This is a genomic window from Halorubrum sp. AS12, from assembly GCF_051122765.1.
Classification (GTDB): Archaea; Halobacteriota; Halobacteria; order Halobacteriales; family Haloferacaceae; genus Halorubrum; species Halorubrum trapanicum.
The window spans coordinates 1,159,806-1,176,568 of the sequence record NZ_CP185385.1 but is presented as its reverse complement, the minus strand read 5'-3'; the positions used below and the strand labels follow the sequence as shown (position 1 = coordinate 1,176,568).

The 16,763-nt window shown below is 57.4% G+C and carries 18 protein-coding genes and 1 pseudogene; 8 read left to right on the top strand and 11 right to left on the bottom strand.

The features are described 5' to 3' along the window. Positions 1-749: 749 nt before the first annotated feature. Together ACODNG_RS05950 and ACODNG_RS05945 are read right to left on the bottom strand one after the other, a co-directional pair. Positions 750-1,218 (bottom strand): annotated as a pseudogene (locus ACODNG_RS05950) (hypothetical protein). Further along, on the bottom strand, positions 1,211-1,492 hold the full coding sequence (locus tag ACODNG_RS05945; RefSeq protein WP_434522824.1) for an AbrB/MazE/SpoVT family DNA-binding domain-containing protein: 282 nt from the start codon (positions 1,490-1,492) through the stop codon (positions 1,211-1,213). Before ACODNG_RS05945 ends, ACODNG_RS05950 begins: the two are co-directional and overlap by 8 nt. A 1,037-nt stretch (positions 1,493-2,529) precedes the next feature. On the opposite strand from ACODNG_RS05945, the gene ACODNG_RS05940 reads away from it, so the two are divergent. From ACODNG_RS05940 to ACODNG_RS05920, 5 genes are all read left to right on the top strand, one after another. Then, complete coding sequence (locus ACODNG_RS05940; protein ID WP_434522823.1) at positions 2,530-3,243, top strand: hypothetical protein; 714 nt, start codon at positions 2,530-2,532, stop codon at positions 3,241-3,243. Continuing rightward, positions 3,218-4,705 carry a hypothetical protein gene (locus ACODNG_RS05935; protein WP_434522822.1) on the top strand — a complete coding sequence of 496 codons (1,488 nt, stop codon included), beginning with the start codon at positions 3,218-3,220 and terminating at the stop codon, positions 4,703-4,705. The genes ACODNG_RS05940 and ACODNG_RS05935 overlap by 26 nt, the downstream gene beginning before the upstream one ends. Before the next feature lie 206 nt (positions 4,706-4,911). Further along, positions 4,912-6,951: a hypothetical protein gene (locus ACODNG_RS05930; RefSeq protein ID WP_434522821.1), complete on the top strand. Its 2,040-nt coding sequence runs from the start codon at positions 4,912-4,914 to the stop codon at positions 6,949-6,951. Between the two features lie 363 nt (positions 6,952-7,314). After that, on the top strand, positions 7,315-7,455 hold the full coding sequence (locus ACODNG_RS05925; protein ID WP_434523062.1) for a DUF2080 family transposase-associated protein: 141 nt from the start codon (positions 7,315-7,317) through the stop codon (positions 7,453-7,455). Between the two features lie 3 nt (positions 7,456-7,458). Further along, positions 7,459-8,715, top strand: coding sequence for an RNA-guided endonuclease InsQ/TnpB family protein (locus tag ACODNG_RS05920; RefSeq protein ID WP_434522820.1), 1,257 nt, complete (start codon positions 7,459-7,461; stop codon positions 8,713-8,715). 11 nt (positions 8,716-8,726) lie between these two features. Here ACODNG_RS05920 and ACODNG_RS05915 read toward each other — a convergent pair whose 3' ends face one another. After that, positions 8,727-10,019 (bottom strand): RNA-guided endonuclease TnpB family protein, encoded by a 1,293-nt coding sequence (locus tag ACODNG_RS05915; protein WP_434522819.1) that lies wholly within the window; start codon positions 10,017-10,019, stop codon positions 8,727-8,729. A 169-nt stretch (positions 10,020-10,188) separates the two neighbouring features. Next, the gene (locus tag ACODNG_RS05910) at positions 10,189-10,599 is read right to left on the bottom strand and encodes a transcriptional regulator (protein WP_271963506.1); all 411 of its coding nucleotides are present in this window, start codon (positions 10,597-10,599) and stop codon (positions 10,189-10,191) included. 118 nt (positions 10,600-10,717) lie between these two features. Between ACODNG_RS05910 and ACODNG_RS05905 the strand changes: the two genes are divergently transcribed. After that, a complete protein-coding gene (locus ACODNG_RS05905; RefSeq protein ID WP_434522818.1) occupies positions 10,718-11,290 on the top strand; it encodes a hypothetical protein in 573 nt (190 codons plus the stop codon). A 115-nt stretch (positions 11,291-11,405) separates the two neighbouring features. On the opposite strand, the gene ACODNG_RS05900 is transcribed toward ACODNG_RS05905, so the two are convergent. The 4 genes from ACODNG_RS05900 to ACODNG_RS05885 form a co-directional block, all read right to left on the bottom strand. Next, a complete protein-coding gene (locus ACODNG_RS05900; protein WP_434522817.1) occupies positions 11,406-11,807 on the bottom strand; it encodes a type II toxin-antitoxin system VapC family toxin in 402 nt (133 codons plus the stop codon). Next, positions 11,807-12,076 (bottom strand): AbrB/MazE/SpoVT family DNA-binding domain-containing protein, encoded by a 270-nt coding sequence (locus ACODNG_RS05895; RefSeq protein ID WP_434522816.1) that lies wholly within the window; start codon positions 12,074-12,076, stop codon positions 11,807-11,809. The genes ACODNG_RS05900 and ACODNG_RS05895 overlap by 1 nt, the downstream gene beginning before the upstream one ends. A gap of 121 nt (positions 12,077-12,197) precedes the next feature. Next, positions 12,198-12,365 carry a hypothetical protein gene (locus ACODNG_RS05890; RefSeq protein ID WP_434522815.1) on the bottom strand — a complete coding sequence of 56 codons (168 nt, stop codon included), beginning with the start codon at positions 12,363-12,365 and terminating at the stop codon, positions 12,198-12,200. Between the two features lie 538 nt (positions 12,366-12,903). Then, complete coding sequence (locus tag ACODNG_RS05885) at positions 12,904-13,440, bottom strand: DUF7342 family protein (RefSeq protein ID WP_434522814.1); 537 nt, start codon at positions 13,438-13,440, stop codon at positions 12,904-12,906. A gap of 303 nt (positions 13,441-13,743) precedes the next feature. Between ACODNG_RS05885 and ACODNG_RS05880 the strand changes: the two genes are divergently transcribed. Beyond that, the gene (locus ACODNG_RS05880; protein WP_434522813.1) at positions 13,744-14,034 is read left to right on the top strand and encodes a nucleotidyltransferase family protein; all 291 of its coding nucleotides are present in this window, start codon (positions 13,744-13,746) and stop codon (positions 14,032-14,034) included. A 58-nt stretch (positions 14,035-14,092) separates the two neighbouring features. On the opposite strand, the gene ACODNG_RS05875 is transcribed toward ACODNG_RS05880, so the two are convergent. Beyond that, the gene (locus ACODNG_RS05875; protein WP_434522812.1) at positions 14,093-14,461 is read right to left on the bottom strand and encodes a hypothetical protein; all 369 of its coding nucleotides are present in this window, start codon (positions 14,459-14,461) and stop codon (positions 14,093-14,095) included. A gap of 75 nt (positions 14,462-14,536) precedes the next feature. After that, a complete protein-coding gene (locus tag ACODNG_RS05870) occupies positions 14,537-15,061 on the bottom strand; it encodes a winged helix-turn-helix domain-containing protein (RefSeq protein WP_434522811.1) in 525 nt (174 codons plus the stop codon). Between the two features lie 219 nt (positions 15,062-15,280). Here ACODNG_RS05870 and ACODNG_RS05865 point away from each other — a divergent pair, with 219 nt between their 5' ends. Further along, complete coding sequence (locus ACODNG_RS05865; RefSeq protein WP_434522810.1) at positions 15,281-15,823, top strand: DUF7342 family protein; 543 nt, start codon at positions 15,281-15,283, stop codon at positions 15,821-15,823. A 587-nt stretch (positions 15,824-16,410) separates the two neighbouring features. Here the strand turns inward: ACODNG_RS05865 and ACODNG_RS05860 are convergent. Further along, positions 16,411-16,722, bottom strand: coding sequence for a hypothetical protein (locus ACODNG_RS05860; RefSeq protein WP_434522809.1), 312 nt, complete (start codon positions 16,720-16,722; stop codon positions 16,411-16,413). Between the last annotated feature and the right edge of the window lie 41 nt (positions 16,723-16,763).

The window sequence follows — 16,763 nt, the reverse complement described above, 5'->3', positions numbered from 1 at the left end:
ATGTCTCCTGCCGTTGGAATGGGTCGACGCGACAGGTGATCGGGTGGCGAACTGGGATACACTATCGAGCGAGTGCGCCATGGCTGCGTGGCGTCCCATCTCATGGCTGGGGGTGTACTGTGGTCCTGTTCAGGGAGGGATGGCTGTTGGCGAGCCGTGCGTCTCGGCGCGTCGTAGTGGTCACAGCGGTGTCCTAGTGTGGTGTGTGCGGTCGTTCAGTCGTGCGAGTACGGGCGTGGCGACTAGTGGCGTTACACTCGCCGTGATGTCGTCGTGGGGGACGACGGCGTCTTGCGCTGTGGACGTCGTCGGGGCGACACGGTCGTGAGGGAGCTGCGCGGCGTGGGACAGCTGGTGTTGCTGTGGTGGTGTATTATTTGATCGCAGGGTGCTGTGGCGGTGAACGAGGCCTCCTGACGACATCGAGAGCGAGTCCGTACAGGGGCGCCGTACCAGGAGCGGTGGCAACGTCGTGATCGTGTCGTGTTGGCGTCGTGGTGTCCGTGGTGGTGGGCTGGTCTCGCGTCCCGGATCGATCTGGGGACACCTGGGGCCACGGTGGTCTCACGACGGGGTCAGTTCGGTTCGATACGCTAGTCGTTCGAGGGTCGTGCTGGGATCGCGTCGGATTGATACGCCACTGATTCGAGGGTCGTGCTAGGATCGCTTTGGATTGATACTGAATTCGTGTGGCCACACATTAACAGTGGTTGGTAATGCGGTTTCTACACTCAGAAATGCGGCTAAAATTAGTTTTCAAGGAACCTGTTCAGTTCGGCAAATTGCTCAGGTGAAAGAATTACCTCGGTATCGAATCGCATCGAATCGGTCGAAGTCGTCGTCAATCGTCAACACCGTCTTCACTCCTTCGTCAATCGCTACTTGCGCGTAATACCCGTCCCATCCATCCACGTTTACCTCACCCGGTTGTGAAAGCCCACCCCGAACGACATCTTCAGGCATCCGGTCGTACCAGTGGATTCGCTTCGCATCCAGAAAATTCTGGAGCAGACGAGAGGCGTCCGCGTTCGAATACCCGTAGTACGTCGTAAGGACAGTATGAGCGCCGAAGACCGCAGGATACGGAACAACGGAATCGATCTCGCCAGCGATCGCCTCTCGAACGTACGAGAGTGCCACATCACGAACTGGAGCCGTTGTGTGTGCGAGAGCTATCACCCCGTCATCGAACAGATACGGGCCACCAGCGTTACTCATCGTATTGTTCCGCTCCTCGTTGAACGGCATCTCTATGCTTGTGGGCAACCGGGTCGGCTCCCTCGGAGATGGGTATCGTCTCTTCCCGGTTCGAGGCCGCTTCCTCAACGAGCTGTTCCATCTGGGCGAGAATTTTGTCGGGGCTGTCCTCTAGCTCAACAACTGCTTTTCCGTCTTTTTCGCGGACATCGACCTCTGTCCCCGGAGTAATACCAAGTCGATCTCGCACTTCTTGCGGGAGGACGATTCGCCCTTTTGAATCCACCTTGGTCATATTCCCACTTAGAGTGGGAAGAGTCATAATTGTTTTGAGTAGGACATGACTCTAACCGCATTTCTGAATACAGAAATCGCATTATCAACTACTGTTATGGATAACCACGCAGTCCCTCAACTGTCACTGTGGGTGTCGGCGTCCACACGGCCAATGTGTTTCACCCTAATTATCGTTCGGCTCCGTCCTGAACCCCTCTCTCACCAGACCGCCTTTGTCTACACTACTTATTCTTATTATCAGTCGGATTGTGGTCTCCATAACCCGACGCCTGCTGTCGATTTAGACTAGTAGTAACCGTCACCGTAATTGGGACTCCATCACCGACACGACAACCCATATCTGGCTATGTATTATCACAATCAATATTCTCGGCCGGTCGTTTATACTGCGGTATCGAAGACTGCCTGACCACACGATATGTTGCGACGACGACGAGTTGTGGTGCCGGTGTGGTGCCGGTGGACGACTGGGGCTGCGCTCGGAGGCGATCGGGTACTCGTTGGTGTCGACGACGAGCACCCACGCCGTCGGGCTAGCTGCCAGCCGCCGGACGGTCCCCGACTGTCACACGCGTGCCCTCAGGCGTCCGTTCGAAACGACGGCTCACAGGAGACGCCGACAGCCCGAACGACGGGGACGGCGAGCCAGATAGGGCGGTCGGCTGCGGCATGTGGACACGCTGGCTGTCTCACCGCGACACGGCGAGTGGATCGGCGGTGGCGCACCCGGCCACCGCGGTGGCGATACTCTCCACGTCCCGAACGCGCTCGTCGATTGCGTCGACGACGTCCGGGCACCCCTCGGGAGCGACAGGTGCCGCGACACCAGTGGTCACCAGCACAGCATCGAGCTATTCCCGGCACCCGACAGGTCCCGCGGCCAGCAGCGACCAGGCAGTGTGTTCCGCTGGCGACAGGTGAACAGTGCTGACAGCGTCACAGACGCCCTCGGCAACCGACGCCCAGTGGGTCCGACTAATTCCGCCAGGGGTCACCGATCCAGCCGCGCGGATCACCAATTCGATGGGAGGCCTGTTGGCACAGGCAATCCAGACGATCTGTACTGCTGACCAGGCACACCTTCGCGCCATCGATATCCTGTGTTATCGAGGGGTCGCTCACGAGGAGTATCTCCTGCGGGCGTGTCCAGCCGCAGACAGTAGTGGCGGTTCGTCACTCCCGATTGTCTCGAACCCAGCCTTCGAGACAACCCACACCTCGGTTCAGGATATCGACACGGTTACGGCCCGGTTTGGTGCGTTGCTCGCGGACCAACTGATTGACCGGCTCGGTGTCGAGATCGTCTACTGTGATCCGACGCCGCTCGGACGAACGCAGACACTGACGACGCGGCTAGTGTCCGATACGGAGACACCGATCACAGTCGATCGAGCTGGATCACAGAGCCATCTGGCGACGTATCTCAACGAACTGCTCGAAGCCTCTGTTCCCCACGTTGCGCACACAATTATCGCGCCGACTGGGTCGGGCACTTACCACGTCGAACAGCAGGTCGGGCATCTTGCCCCGGAGGCGCGCACGCTCCAGCGACGTGATCTCGCACGCCATAGCACGCGGACTACTGGGCCGTCACTTGCCGCGCAGTACGACACCGACGCGATCACGTCGACGTGGGAGCTGTTGACTGATGTTGGATGGGAGCCCAAGACGCCACGCAGCCAGTCCCCGTGTCACCCCACGCTCCACCGACAGCCCGGGGCTGGTGCGAGCTGTAAGCACGCTGTATGACCTCTGTACAGACCAGCTGGAGTATCAGCGACTGCTCGGGACGCTTGGTGATCCGCAGCCGCTCGCCGACCAGTATGCCACGCTCGAGTATTCACCGACGCTCGAGGTTGACGCTGCGTCGCTGGCGAGCATGCTGGGACTTGTCTGGGGGTATGAGACGTCGGCCTGGGACACCCAACACGACTTCGATCGGCGGCCGCCAATTCTTGAACCGCTCGCGCTGCTTCGAGCTGCTCGAGGGACCGACGAAACGGCTGGGCATCTCCCACGCGCGCCGGCTGGTGATCAATCGTCGTCTAACCTCTGGACCCCGACGCCGGCGACGACTGCTGACTGGCCGACAGCGTCGCTGCGGTCCGGGGAGTTGGGCCCGGCACCACCAGGCGTGACACGGCGGGCAATTACTCGACTTCGCGAATACGGGGACTCGCTGTCGCTGGCTGCGACGCCCGGTGTTGATACGCCGTGGGCGATCGCTGAACGGCGACCGCCAGACGACGACCCGAGTATTCTGGTGGTCGATGCCGATGGCACCGTCCCACCGGGCGAACTCATCGCCGCCGCCTCGCATGGTGTCGAGACACATGGGATAACAGTTGTCACCGAGACGCAGGCCGCAGCCGAGCGGGCGGCCGCAATTCTACGGGAACCGTTCGTTGGGGGAGCCGACACGGAAACGGTCCTGTATCCACGGACGGCCCGTCATTGGATCACGTCGGGACACGTTGCTGTTGTCCCCCGCGAGATGCCGCTTCAGTGGACAATTGGCCCAGATGGAACGGTTCGGTTGTACGCCGCCGACGCGTGTCTCGCGAGTGGGACCGTCTGGGGAGATCTGCTTCGACCGACAGTCCCGTTCGATGACCCGTCGACCCCGCTGCGATGGGTCGACCCAGACTCGTCGCCGGTTGTGCGGACGACCGATGGCGTCGCTCGCGATCAGTATGACACGCCAGCAGCGCTCGCTGACGAGTACCGGTCGATCCCGTTGCCAGCTGTCCCCGCGCGGCGCTGGTGGAGTCCACGCGCGACGTGTCTCTCACTCGGGCCAGCGGGCCCGTCGGTGGTTGATCCACGCCGGCGGTTCGGGAGACATGAGGAGTCACTTGAGACCGCTCTCGAGGAGTTCGTCACCACGTACACGTGTCAGGCTGAAACAACACTGACGGCGTCGACCATCGCTGCTGCGTGTCGCCGCTTGTTGTGGCCACAGTCGGCCACGGTGGTGTCACAAACAGAGCTGAAACGGTTGGTGACAGCGCTCTCACGGCGGACGACTGGGCCGACCCAAACCGAATCAGCGCTCATGGAGCCCGATACGGTGACGCTCACCCAACGTGGGTGGATCTACCCGGACACGACAGCGGATCGGCCGGCCGCTCCGTTTGCTGACGCGACGGCGGTAGAGACATCGGCAGCATCGCTTGCAGATACCCTTGCGATTGACCCTGATTACGAATGACAGCGACCTCTGATACGGACGACGTAGCGATTTACTCACAGTGGCCCCGCGTCGGTTGTCTCCGATTGCGGCCACCGGAACGTACTGATGGAACGCCACCGGCACAGAGTCACCCGCTCGCGTCGGTGATCCGATCGGCGTTTTCAAACAGCAAACTCCGGCGGCTTGAGCTGTTGTCATGGCCGGCAGCACCGCATCAAGAATGGGTGCTTCATCCGATCGATTCAACGGTCCAAGCCCAACCAGACGAAGACGAGGATCTTACTGACCCCGGCCAGACCCAACTTGACAACGCTGGCACTCCAACATCGGCGACTCACGATGAAGCGAGCGCGGCGACTGGAGCGCTTGAATCGGCGTGTAAAGAGCATCTCGTCAAGCCGTATGGGTACGGCTACGACCGGTGTGCTGTCGATCTGTCACCGCTTGAAGGGACTATTCGGCCGACGTGTCGGCTTGCGGTTCGGGAAAGTCCCGATCTGCTACCGTTAGCACAGCGGAATCCACACGGTGTCGTTGAGCTCATCAGCGATCTCAACGACGAAGATATTCCCTACCTGCTACAGACGATTATTTCGCGGGGCGATAACTCCACGTTCGAACTCTCACAGCGGCTTGCCGTTTATCGGCCCAACTACGGACTTGCCACCGAACACGATTTCGCCGAACACCTCGATACTGGTGAGCGAGTCGATCTTAGCACGTACTATGACGACCAAACGAATCGGATTCGCTCAAACTTTGATCTCGATGCGACACGGTATTTCGATATCGACACCTCCGGAGATCGCTACGAGGCCGTCTCACGGCACAAACATGATGTCGAAATTATCCGTGCGGCACGACGCGTGCTCGCCGGGCGGAAGGATTGTCACGACCTGTACGCGGGGTATCACGACACCGACAAAGAACTCGAGAATCTCTATCAGTACGCCAACTACTACACGAAGATCCCGGTTGATAAGCGGACAGTGCGAGCGTTCGTTGCGCTCGTGTCTGACTCAATCGAGTACTCTCCGTGGGAGAACGTCGGCTACATCGATCCACCCAAGCTGATCACGAATCCTGTCGTCTTACCAACAACTGCGGGCGAGACAGCGGATCCGGAGGCCGCTTCGCCCGAAAACGTCACCCAGTACGACGACGACGAGCAGTCGGTCACACTGGCCACTCGTGGGTCAGCGGAACATCAGCTCAACGAGGACTGGGTTGTAGACTACTTTGCGGACGCTGGCTGGACGGTCAAGCAACTCGATACTGAGGCAACCGAGTCTGTGCCTGATATCTGGATACAAAAAGACGAGATCGAGTACTTCGTTGAAGTCGAGGAAAAAAACAGCGATCAACCAGCAAATGTATTGACGAACGCAGCACGCGCCGCGCATTATGATATGGAGGTCATTTTTGTTGCCAAAAATAAATCCAAAGCGAAATCAATCGCCAAAATGCTTCGAGAGCCCGTCACCGACACCGACGTTCATAATGGCGCACAGCTGTACACGATGTCGGACGAGCTGACGCTTACTGACGGGAGTACACCGGTGTTGCCACCGGATGTCGAGTCATCGCAGTGGTATCTTCGGTATCAGGAGCCACCGGAAGCCGAAGCCGAAGACGAGGACGATGATGACATCGAAGCGCGTTCGCCATCACAGATCGAGCCGGAACTCCGGCTTGAGACACCGGATGGGGAAGTGCTTGCCGCTGGGTCCGTTGATGAGAGTGTCGCAACATGGGAGTTTGAGGAGCTCCTCCGGGCATCGGATCCGAGTGCTGCTGACCGGACAAAGGTTCATGGACCGTTTGTCCCAACGCAGCTCGCGTACTTAGACCGGAGTAGTCTTCGGTATCGTAACGGCGACCAACTCGAGCGGCTTGATCCAAATGAGTACCCCGCTAATTGGAATCAAAGCGACGCGGCTGGTAAACGTGAACGGTACAAGAATGCCTACGAAACATTTGTTGATAGATATACTGTCGCTGTCGACTACACCGAGATTGAAAAGCCCGACTTTATCACGCCGATGAATGAGCGGATCTACAAACCGCAGACGTCACGCAAAGCCCCCGGCATGCGTGAGTCTGGCCGGGCGCTCTGGCAGTTCGCTGAGCGTAAATCTCGTGACAACAATGCTCTTGATCTGATCAAAAACCGGACGTGGCGGTGGCCCCACGATGTGACCTCGCCGGATATGCCATTTGTTGGTCACTCAACTGTGTTGTCCGAACTTGGGCTTGAGGAGTGACTGGCTGCTACCGCGGAGGCGTGTAGTTCGAGGGATTGTATCCAAACGACTGCCTTCGCTAGCTGGCCGATTCTCGCTGAGAATACGGAGTAGCCGCAGCTAGTTTGGAGTGTGACTGAGTTCCCAGAGGCGAACAAGAACCCGGATTTGGCCGGCGTGAACTGCCTCGGGGTCAAGCCCCGAGGCTTCTTCCTGCGGCTTAGCTGAATATAGGAGCTAAGCCCCCGTCCTCAAGGAGCGAGCAACGCGAGCGAGTAGGGCGGGGATACAGCGCCGTCATCAGTTATCTTACACTGACTGTTGTAGGCCCACAGGTCCACGGAATCAACAAATTAATGTAATTACAATGTATACACTCTAATGATGGATAGACACGAAATCGAAGGCCACGAAGTCATCGAAGGTGAGGTGAAAGCCACTGGTAATGGTGCTCACGTTTTCGTTCCCAAAGACTGGCGTGGCGCAGACGTGAAGATCGTCCGAATATCCGATCCAGACGGGTAACCCATGCACTACGCCTACAGGTATCGACTCCACCCAACAGAAGACCAGCGGGAGACGCTGGACTATCACCGCGATACCTGCCGGCAACTGTACAACCACGCACTCAACGAGTTCGAGCAAATTCCTGAATCATCAGGAACACTCAACCAGCGAGTGCGTCAAGTCCGTGACCAACTACCCGCTCTCAAAGACTGGTGGACTGAGCTTACCGACCTGTACTCGACAGTGACACAAGCCGCTGTCATGCGAATCGAAGACAGTATTAAAGCTCTCTCACAACTCAAACAGAATGGGTACAACGTCGGGAGTCTTAATTGGAAGGGACCGAGCGAGTTTCGGAGTTTTAAATACGTGCAGTCTGGCTTCGAGTTCGACAAAAAGAACGGCCAGACTGTCCTCTCGCTCTCGAAACTTGCTGACATTCCAATCAGTTACCACCGCGAAATTCCCGAGGATGTTACTGTCAAAGAGGTCTGTGTCAAGAAAGAACGAACTGGCGAGTGGTACGCTTCATTCGCCGTCGAAGGCAAACAAGAACCAGTGAAACCAGATAATCCCGACCGCTGTGTCGGGATCGACGTGGGTATCCTCAAATACGCTCACGACACGGACGGGCGTGCTGTTGGCTCACTTGATCTACAAGACGAACGAGAACGCCTCATACGCGAACAACGGTCGCTCTCCCGGCAACAGCACGGCTCGAACAATTGGGAGAAACAACGGCTGAGAGTAGCTGAGTGTCACCAGCGAGTCAGACGGAAACGCCACGACTTCCTACACAAACTCTCGAATTACTACGCCACCGAGTACGACTTGGTGGCCGTCGAGGATTTGAACGTGAAGTCGATGCTGGAGTCGCCTGGAAACAGTCAGAACACGGCTTCGGCAGCGTGGGATACGTTCACCGCAATGCTCGAATACAAGTGTAAGCGGGAGGGTACGCACTTTGTCGAAGTAGAGCCAGCGGGCACGACCAAAGAGTGCGCGTCGTGCGGCGTTGAATCAGACAAACCGCTGTGGGTGCGTGAACACTCGTGTCCTGCCTGTGGGTTCAACATGGATAGAGATGCAAATGCCGCACTCAACGTTTTGTCTCGTGGTTTCGAGAAGCTAGGACTGGGACAGTCCGAAGACACAACGCCTGTGGAGACTGCGCTCCCTATGTTCATACCGTCGGATGCTTCCGATGTTGTGGATGTAAAGCGCGTCGTAGAAACAGGAAGCCCCACCCTCAAGGAAGCCGCGTCAGCGGCTGAGTAGGGTGGGGTAGTTCACCGTAACACTCCCGCGCCACTCTCGGTCTGGTGACCTCCAGCGAGTGACGGGGTCGCAGTCGGGCGGTCCACACGCCCCGATGCCTCTCGTCGCACCTGCTGGAATCCCGGTAGGATCTTGAGAAGAGGCACATTTCTCTCTTCTTTCGACATCCACCTTTTCGCGATACTGATGCCAGCCCCACGATCTGCGTGGTCCTGACACCCGCACTCAACACACTTGAATCGCTTCCCACGCCGATTCGCTCGGACTCGGTGTTCGCACTCCGTTCTCGGACACTCTTGGGACGTGTACTCTGGATCAACCGCATCTGACGGGATGCCCTCCCATGCCGCTTTGTACGTGATGTACGACCGAAGCTTGGCGAACGGAAGCGAGTGTAGCCGCCGGTTCATTCGAGTCCCATACTCGATGTCTTCACGCATGTCGGTCAAGTCCTCGAAGACCATGATCGGATTTTCGAACTGACTGACCCACTCCACAACGTCGTGTGATATTTTGTGGAGTTGGTCGTGAACGTACCGCTTCTCACGGTCTTGGAGAACCGTCTCGAACGCGGTTTGCCCGTTCTGTTGCATTCGCTTCCGCATCGTGAAGAACTCGTGACGACGTTCCTTGATCAGTGTGTAGTCGATGATCACGGAGGCAATGATATCGTCTTCGTCCAATACGGCGAGCGCAACACAGTCCTCGTTGATGTCCACGCCAACAACGGTCTGAGCGTCTTCTTTGGGAGCAACGTCAGCAGTTGTCCGTGTGACGTTCACGTGTAGCTCGTGGCCGCCGTCTACGGGAACGACTTCTGCGGTACCGACACGCCATTCGTCATCTTCGTCTTGGAGTGCGGTTCGGAGTTGTTCTACGTGATCGGGACTGCCCGTGAGAATGCCGCGAACGTGGTTGTGTTTGAGTGCACTAACTCTGAAGTGGATGTCGTTGGTGTCCCCGTCAAGAGATAGGTCGTATCCCTCTCCGTGATTCATCCGAATGGGGAATGGTTCGCGAACGTTGTTGTTGGGGCGTCCGTAGTCGTGATCCTCGTCGCCGTAGTATTCTCGGAGTGCGGTGGTCGCTTTGGCGACGAGTCGTTGAGTAGTGTTTTGGACGTGGTCGCTGCGGTCAACGACGGCGTCTTCGATGTCGTCCCAATCCCAGCCTTCCTTGTCGAGACGGAAGATCTCGTTGACGACTCGTCGGGATTCGAGTGTGCCGTCTGTTAGGAGGGATGGATCGCCCTCTCGAATGTCGAGCTGGAAATCGAGAGTGTGGGTGAGTCCATCCGCTTCCATGGTCAATTATACGAGATGTTGTCTTCTAAAGCTACCGGCTTCTGTTGTTTGTGTAGTGTTTGTCGGCATTCACCCTCGGGGTCAAGCCCCGAGGCACTCTGCCTCGAACTCTGTAGACGGGACTGGTATTCATGGTACATTCTACCAAAAAAGAAAATGAGGCGACTGATCAGTGCTTGGGCCGAGGCGCGGTTTCGTACCGCTTGATGGTGTCTGTCTTCTCGACGCTATCGTAGACGTCTGCCAGCGTGTCCTCGGCTCGAAGGAGGCCGTGTTCGTCAAGGAACTTTCGACCCTCGTCGCTGAGTCCGTAGAACTTGTACGGGAGGTCGTTCTGCCGCTGGTCTTTCGGGAGTGCGACCTCCTCGAGAATGCCGACATTGACGAGTTCTTGGAGGTGCTGGCGAATCGTCGTCTGGCTCTTACTCGGGTTCACGTAGTCCAGTTCCTTCAGCGTCGGCAGCTGCTCGGGATGCCCGAGGACGTCCTGAATCAGGGCGAACCGCGTCTCCTGGGTGACGACGTTCAGCCGCTCCCGGACGCCGCCGATGTCGTTCGTGGGCTGGTCTGGCGCGCTCATACTCCCGTATTTGGGGAGAATCCAGTTAAGCATTTTGTCCAAATACGAATTGGTTACGACCGAATCGGTTACCAATTCAGACGCCGCATTGAAACGCAAAGCCGCCCAATACCTCGATATGGCCGAGAACCGGGCAGCCGAGCTTGCAGCGAAAGCCGACGAACACCTCCACGACGCCTCCCTCACTCCAGAAGAGTACGAAGCCCTCAAACAGAGTGTCGCAGAACTCTCGCCCATCTTCACAGCTGACAGCGCGTACTTCGTCCTCGGCAGCTACGGACGCCCCGAAATTCACCGCCTCCAACTCGTCAAAGACCGCTTGAACCGCCGCCCCGACACGTACGCCTTCCTGATGGTCGACATCCGCCAAGAATGGGTGAACACGTATCTCAAATTCCGAATTCTCGCTGACTACACCGACTACCTCATCGGCGTTAGCGAACACGACCAAGGCGGCTTCCTCGTCGAACAAGGTTACTTCACCGCCATTGAGACGTACTTCGAGAAAACCCACGTCCTCAAACGCGAGTACACCGACCTCACAACTGACGATATCGACACGAACGCCGATATTAACGACCCATATAGCGGGATGCGAACCGCGATCTTCGACATGCTCGAGGACGCCGACCGCCTCTATGTTTGGACAACTGAAGCCGACCTCGTCGACGTGACTTCCCAGCTCCCATAGCAACTATTCGGAGTGCGATTTCGCTTGGTTGGCCAGGTTTGAGGATAGCCGAGCGACCATCTTCATCCTCTGTGAGTCGTCTCGGCCATTGGTGTGGGTCAGGGACTTGAGCCGCTTAGACACCGTCTTCGCGAAATCGCTTCACGGTCACGTCGACGTCGTCGAAGTCGTCGTCAGCACCTATGTAGGCTGTCGCCTCTTCCATTGCTGCTGTGGCTAGCGTAAAGGCGTCTCCGAGTGCGACTTTGTAGTCGCGTTTGTAATCGGCGGCTGATTCCCAGACGTCTTCGGCGGTAACGATATCGCACCAGTTTCGAATCCGAGTTACGTATGCTTGCGCCGTCTGCGGGTCGTCTCGTCCGCATACGTACCGCACTTCGGTACACGTCACCGTATTCACTGACCCCTTCAGCTGGCCGTCTTCTACGCGGTCAATAATCGCTTCGACGGCATCACTCCCAGGCTCGTCCCAGTAGTAGGCAATCAGCGGTTCCGCGTCGAATACGACGTGATCCATTAATTGTCTCGCTCGAGGCGTTGACTTCGCTCCTTGTCGGCCTTCCGCTCCTCACGAAGGATGGCCGTTCCGCGCTCTGCCGTGGTTGCGGCTCCACGGAAGTCTTGGAGGCTGGGGAGGGGTTCAACGACGATCTCTCCTTGCTCGTTTTCGTGGATGCGGACCCTGCTTCCCGGTTCGATTCCATGCTTCTCCCGGAGCTCTTTGGGAATCGTCGCTTGGCCTTTCTGACTCAGGTTCACGATTCGGCCTTCGTCAGTTGTACTCATTATAGTATTACTATTCGATGTACTACCTTGAAGCTTTTCCCAGTCGGCTCTGAGAAGAGGTACCGGCCTTGAGAACGCAGATCAAGTCCGTTCGAGACAAACTTGAGTGACGACTCGTACTCTACCTGAAGTCGTAGTCAGTGTCGCGGGCGTCGACGTACCCGTCGTTGCCCTCTCGATCAGGCACGTAACACGGACCACTGCCGCCAGCGTAGAACACGGGCGCCTCGATGTCGAGATCGCTCCGTCGACCAACCAGCTGGGGAACGGTATCCCGGAGCTCGCTCACCCGTGGCTCGCGGCGAGTGCGGAACGTGCCTCGCGGCGGTCGATGTTCGGTCAAGGCTGGGGGCGACTTCTTGCTGAGATCGTCAATAGAGATTCTTTGCTATCGGCCAGATACATCCCACAGATCCTCGATCCGCGTTCGGATATTGGCGAACGTTCGTGCGAACATCGCCGAAGGATGATGATCGGAGGGAGAATCGGGAATCGCATCTTCCGATCGGGCTGCTGGCGGCGGGTGAAAATGCGTTCGGGTCGTATGCGGATTCGGGTGCCGATCCCATCGACAGTGCCAGCTCTCCCCAGAAGCGTGCGTCTCTGTGTAGTGGAAATTGTAGTCTCCGTTCGTATACCACCGGATTTCTAGCTTTGCTTCTTGTATCCGATCAGGATACTGATCGGGATCGAGTGTCGCACGAACTACTGTGAATGTTCCACCAGTTCGATCCCCAGTGACTGTCTCGACCAACGGATGGGTCTGGGGCCGTTCAAAGAATCGTTCCACGACGGCTTCGTCGATGGGTGCTGCTGGACCCATCGACTCAGGTAGTGAGCCGGTCGTCTGTTCGGCGGGCGATCCGAATCGCCTCCTTGTGCCGGTCGATTTCTTCACGCACCGTTGCCCACTCTGAGAGCGTCTCCAGTTGTGCTTCTATCTTGGCGTGTGTTGTCTCAGGTGGCAGATCAACATCGGAAGGTACCGAAGCGTCGAATTGCTCCTGAAACTGGTCGTGTGTTGTTTCTAGGCTGGCGAGTTCCTCGAGGAGTTCCTCAAGAGTGTGTGAGACGGCAAGTTCGTTTGCTCGCCGCCAGTGAACGTACGCTTCGTTGCGTGCGTATCGTGTGCCAGTCGATTGTTCGTGTTTTCGAATTATTCCAAGCGTCACAAACTCCTCGAGATGAGTCCGTGTAGCGTTCGCCGAACACTGTGCGCGATCGGCGATTGTCGCCACTGTAGCGGGTTCATGGAGTCCCAAGACGACGGTGCGGATTCGGTTCCGCGTATTCGTCGTTTCTGTCCACACCTCCTGCTCCTTCGTGATTGCGTCGTCGGGCGGCGCAGGATCGAATGTTCCCATATTCAATATATGAGCTACTACCGCAAATATGTTTGGGCGTGGTCCCTGACGGGTGCGGGACATGTCTCGCAGCGGTCGATGTTCGGTCAGCGGTGGGAGCGGCTCTGTGGTGAGGCCGTCGATGGTGACGATCCGCACATCAAGCAGTTGCGCGAGCCACCACGCCGACGTAGTCACTCCCCACGCCACCACAAGAACGGGCATCGCACGGGCGAGTAGCGCTCGATGCGAGATGGCTGCGACTGCGCTGCGGCCGACAAGCGACGTGTGCCAGTCTTCACCTAGCGCAATCGTAGGTACCCTATGGCAACCGAAGATATCTCAACTCAACTTGCACAGCTCAAGCCCAAACTTGAGCAGGAGTATCCGATCAGCGAGTTGGGTATCTTTGGGTCGTATGCGCGTGGTGAACAACAGCACGACAGCGATCTCGATATACTCGTCGCGTTCGAGCAGCCAGTGACGTTGTTCGATCTCGTTCGGTTAGAAAACGAACTGACGGACGAGCTCGGTATTGAGGTCGACCTCGTGACGAAAGACTCGTTGAAGCCACGGATTGAATCCCGCGTTCGTGACGATCTCGTCACCGTATGACAGAGGTTCTAGATGATCTCGATAATGTTAGCAACGTCGTATCGTTCTCGGAAGTGGTTCACTGTCCGGTACCCACGTTGAGAGAGTCCAGAGGTTTCTCCTCGACTGCTACCTCGCGCCAGCGGCTAATCACTGCTCGAGTGACAACCTGAACTTGGGTTTCCTCGCCGAGAAACGACGGTTCAGCAGCTCCGGCGTCCGGTGGTGGATGGAAGTGCGCGTCGGGCGCGTTTGTTTTCGGGTGGTTGTCGAACCGAAAATCAATCCCGTCGGGTTCCGTGTAGTGATAGCGATATGCTCCACGTTTCCACCATGTAATCTCTATTCGACCCTCTGTGTCCAGCCCAGACGAAAACGCAACGACGAGTTCAGTCGGATTCACCGGATCATCGATTGCCGCAGAGTCGACAAGTGGTTCTTCGGTCACGAGTAGATCCCGAATCTGTTGGAGGACAACGGAATCGACGGGTCCAACAGGGCCAGCGACATCACCGGCCATCGATTACTGTGTCGCCGCGCCAAGATCGCGGGCTCGACTGTAGTTGATCGCGGCTTGGGCGATATGGAGGTTCCGTTCAGTCGTCTGCCATTCAGAGACTGCCTCCCACGCACCCTCTGGAGGACTGTCCCCCAGCGACGTCGCGAGGTCTTCTGGGGACACGGCGTCGTACGTGTCCTCGAAGTCCCGAATTCGCTGTTTCATTGTCTGGACATTCTCGATCAGGGTCTCTCGACTGTGGTCTGTCGAGAGGTCGCGAATCCGCTGGTAGAGGAGTGTGTCCTCGTTGCGCGTGTACGTTGTTCCAGTACCGTCTTCTATTGCGGTCGCCGTCCCGACTTCCACGAGCGAGTTGAGATGTTTTCGCGCAGTCGGCTCGCTCACAAGGGCTTCCTCGGCGATGTCGCTCGCGGTTTTTGGTGATGTCGTTTGTTCAATGGTCTGGTGGACCCGTTCTAGTGCCGTCGTCGACCGTTTCCACTGGTCACGAGCGTTACTGAGCGTTTCATGATCGGAATCGGAATTCATACGTACGTGTTCAAGCTCGCACACAATATATGTTTCTCTGGAAAATAATTGTTGTGTTCAACTGAATCGGTAGCGCGGAGTCTCCTTCCTCAAGGGCGACCGAAGGGAGCGAGTAGGGAGGGGAGGAGCGCGTTCGTATCAGTACTCTTGTACTCAAGAATATAACTCAATAATTTGCGTGGGAGTAGAACTATTACTGTTGAGCCCGCACTATCTCGTATGTCGCCTCCAGAACCGCCTGATGACGCTGATTGGATGGAGACTTGGAAGGAACACGCATCGGCGTTTGATCGAATCAAGTCGGTGACAATGACGCTCTCGGAGCCCCGATCTGCTCCGTGGATTGCGGAGCAGGCTGCCGTTTCTCCGAATACGGCACGGGATCACCTCCGCCGGCTCGTCGACCTCGGCGTTGTGGCGGAAAGCGACGACGGTGGAACCCGCCACTACTATCCGGATCCACTGTACACTCGACTCCGCGATATTCGCGAATTACTTGAAGAGACGACGAAACAAGAACTCTCGGAGCAGGCCGCAGCATTGAAAGACGATATTGCGGCATGGAAAACCGAGTACGATGCTGACACGCCGGATACACTCCGGGAACGAGCGGCCGCAGAGACCGTCTCTGCCGAGCACGCGTATGAACTCACGCAGGTCGCAAGCGACTGGGAACTTGCCCGGTATCACCTCTCTCTCGTCCAAGATGCGATCACAAACTACGATACGTGGTCCACTGACCAGTCGTCGCTCACCGTATGACAGACGAGTCGGATGTGCCGGATACCCAGTCTTCTCGTCACCAATATGCTGGCTCTCAGCCGCAGATGGACAGTGTCCGTTCCGATGGCGGGACCACGTCAGGACGGGATCGACACCGTATCCTCCGCGAGTTGCGTGGCGAGTTGACGCGACATCCCGCCGTGTTATCGGTTGCAGGTGAGCCACCGAGTGAATACCGAGAACTACAGGCCGAGCTTGACCCGTCCTGGTTCGGTCGCTCGGGAGCGACTGCCTCCCTCCGACTTACTTGGCTTCCAGACCCGTCACCTGGGCCGGAAGACGCTGAGCGAACGAGTGATACGTGGATGCGAACGCCGGTCCGTGCATACTATACACTTCACTATAGCGAGTCATCCGGCTTCGATTGTGGCTTCCATTGTGAACCGAATCCCCATATCGAGGGCCTGCTTCATTTTCAGGAACGAGAAGACCTGAACGAGCCATACACGTACGAACCAGTCTCATTTGACGCAGGTTCGGTGTCCGGACTTCTGTGGGAGATGTTGGACGCCCTCGCCACTCGCCTCACCATGCGGGATGGTTCGTGATCTCCTCAGCACTTGTTCCTAGCCGAAGTCGTCGTCAGTGTCGCGAGCGTCGACGTACTCGTCGTTGCCCGTTCGGTCCGGCACGTAACACGGGCCCTTCCTACCCCTGTTGTAGAACACCGGCGCCTCGATGTCAAGATCGCTTCGTCGTCTCAACAACTGCGGCATATTATCCCGGAGTTCGCTCACCCGTGGTTCGCGGCGAGTGCGGAACGTGCCTCTCGGTGGTCGGTGTTCGGTCAGCGGTGGGAGCGATTCGTTGGGGAGGTCCTCGGCGGTGACGATTCGAACGTCGAGCAGCTGTGCGAGATACCATGCTGAGGTAGTCACACCCCACGTCACTAGGACGGACACCGCTCAGATGAGTAATG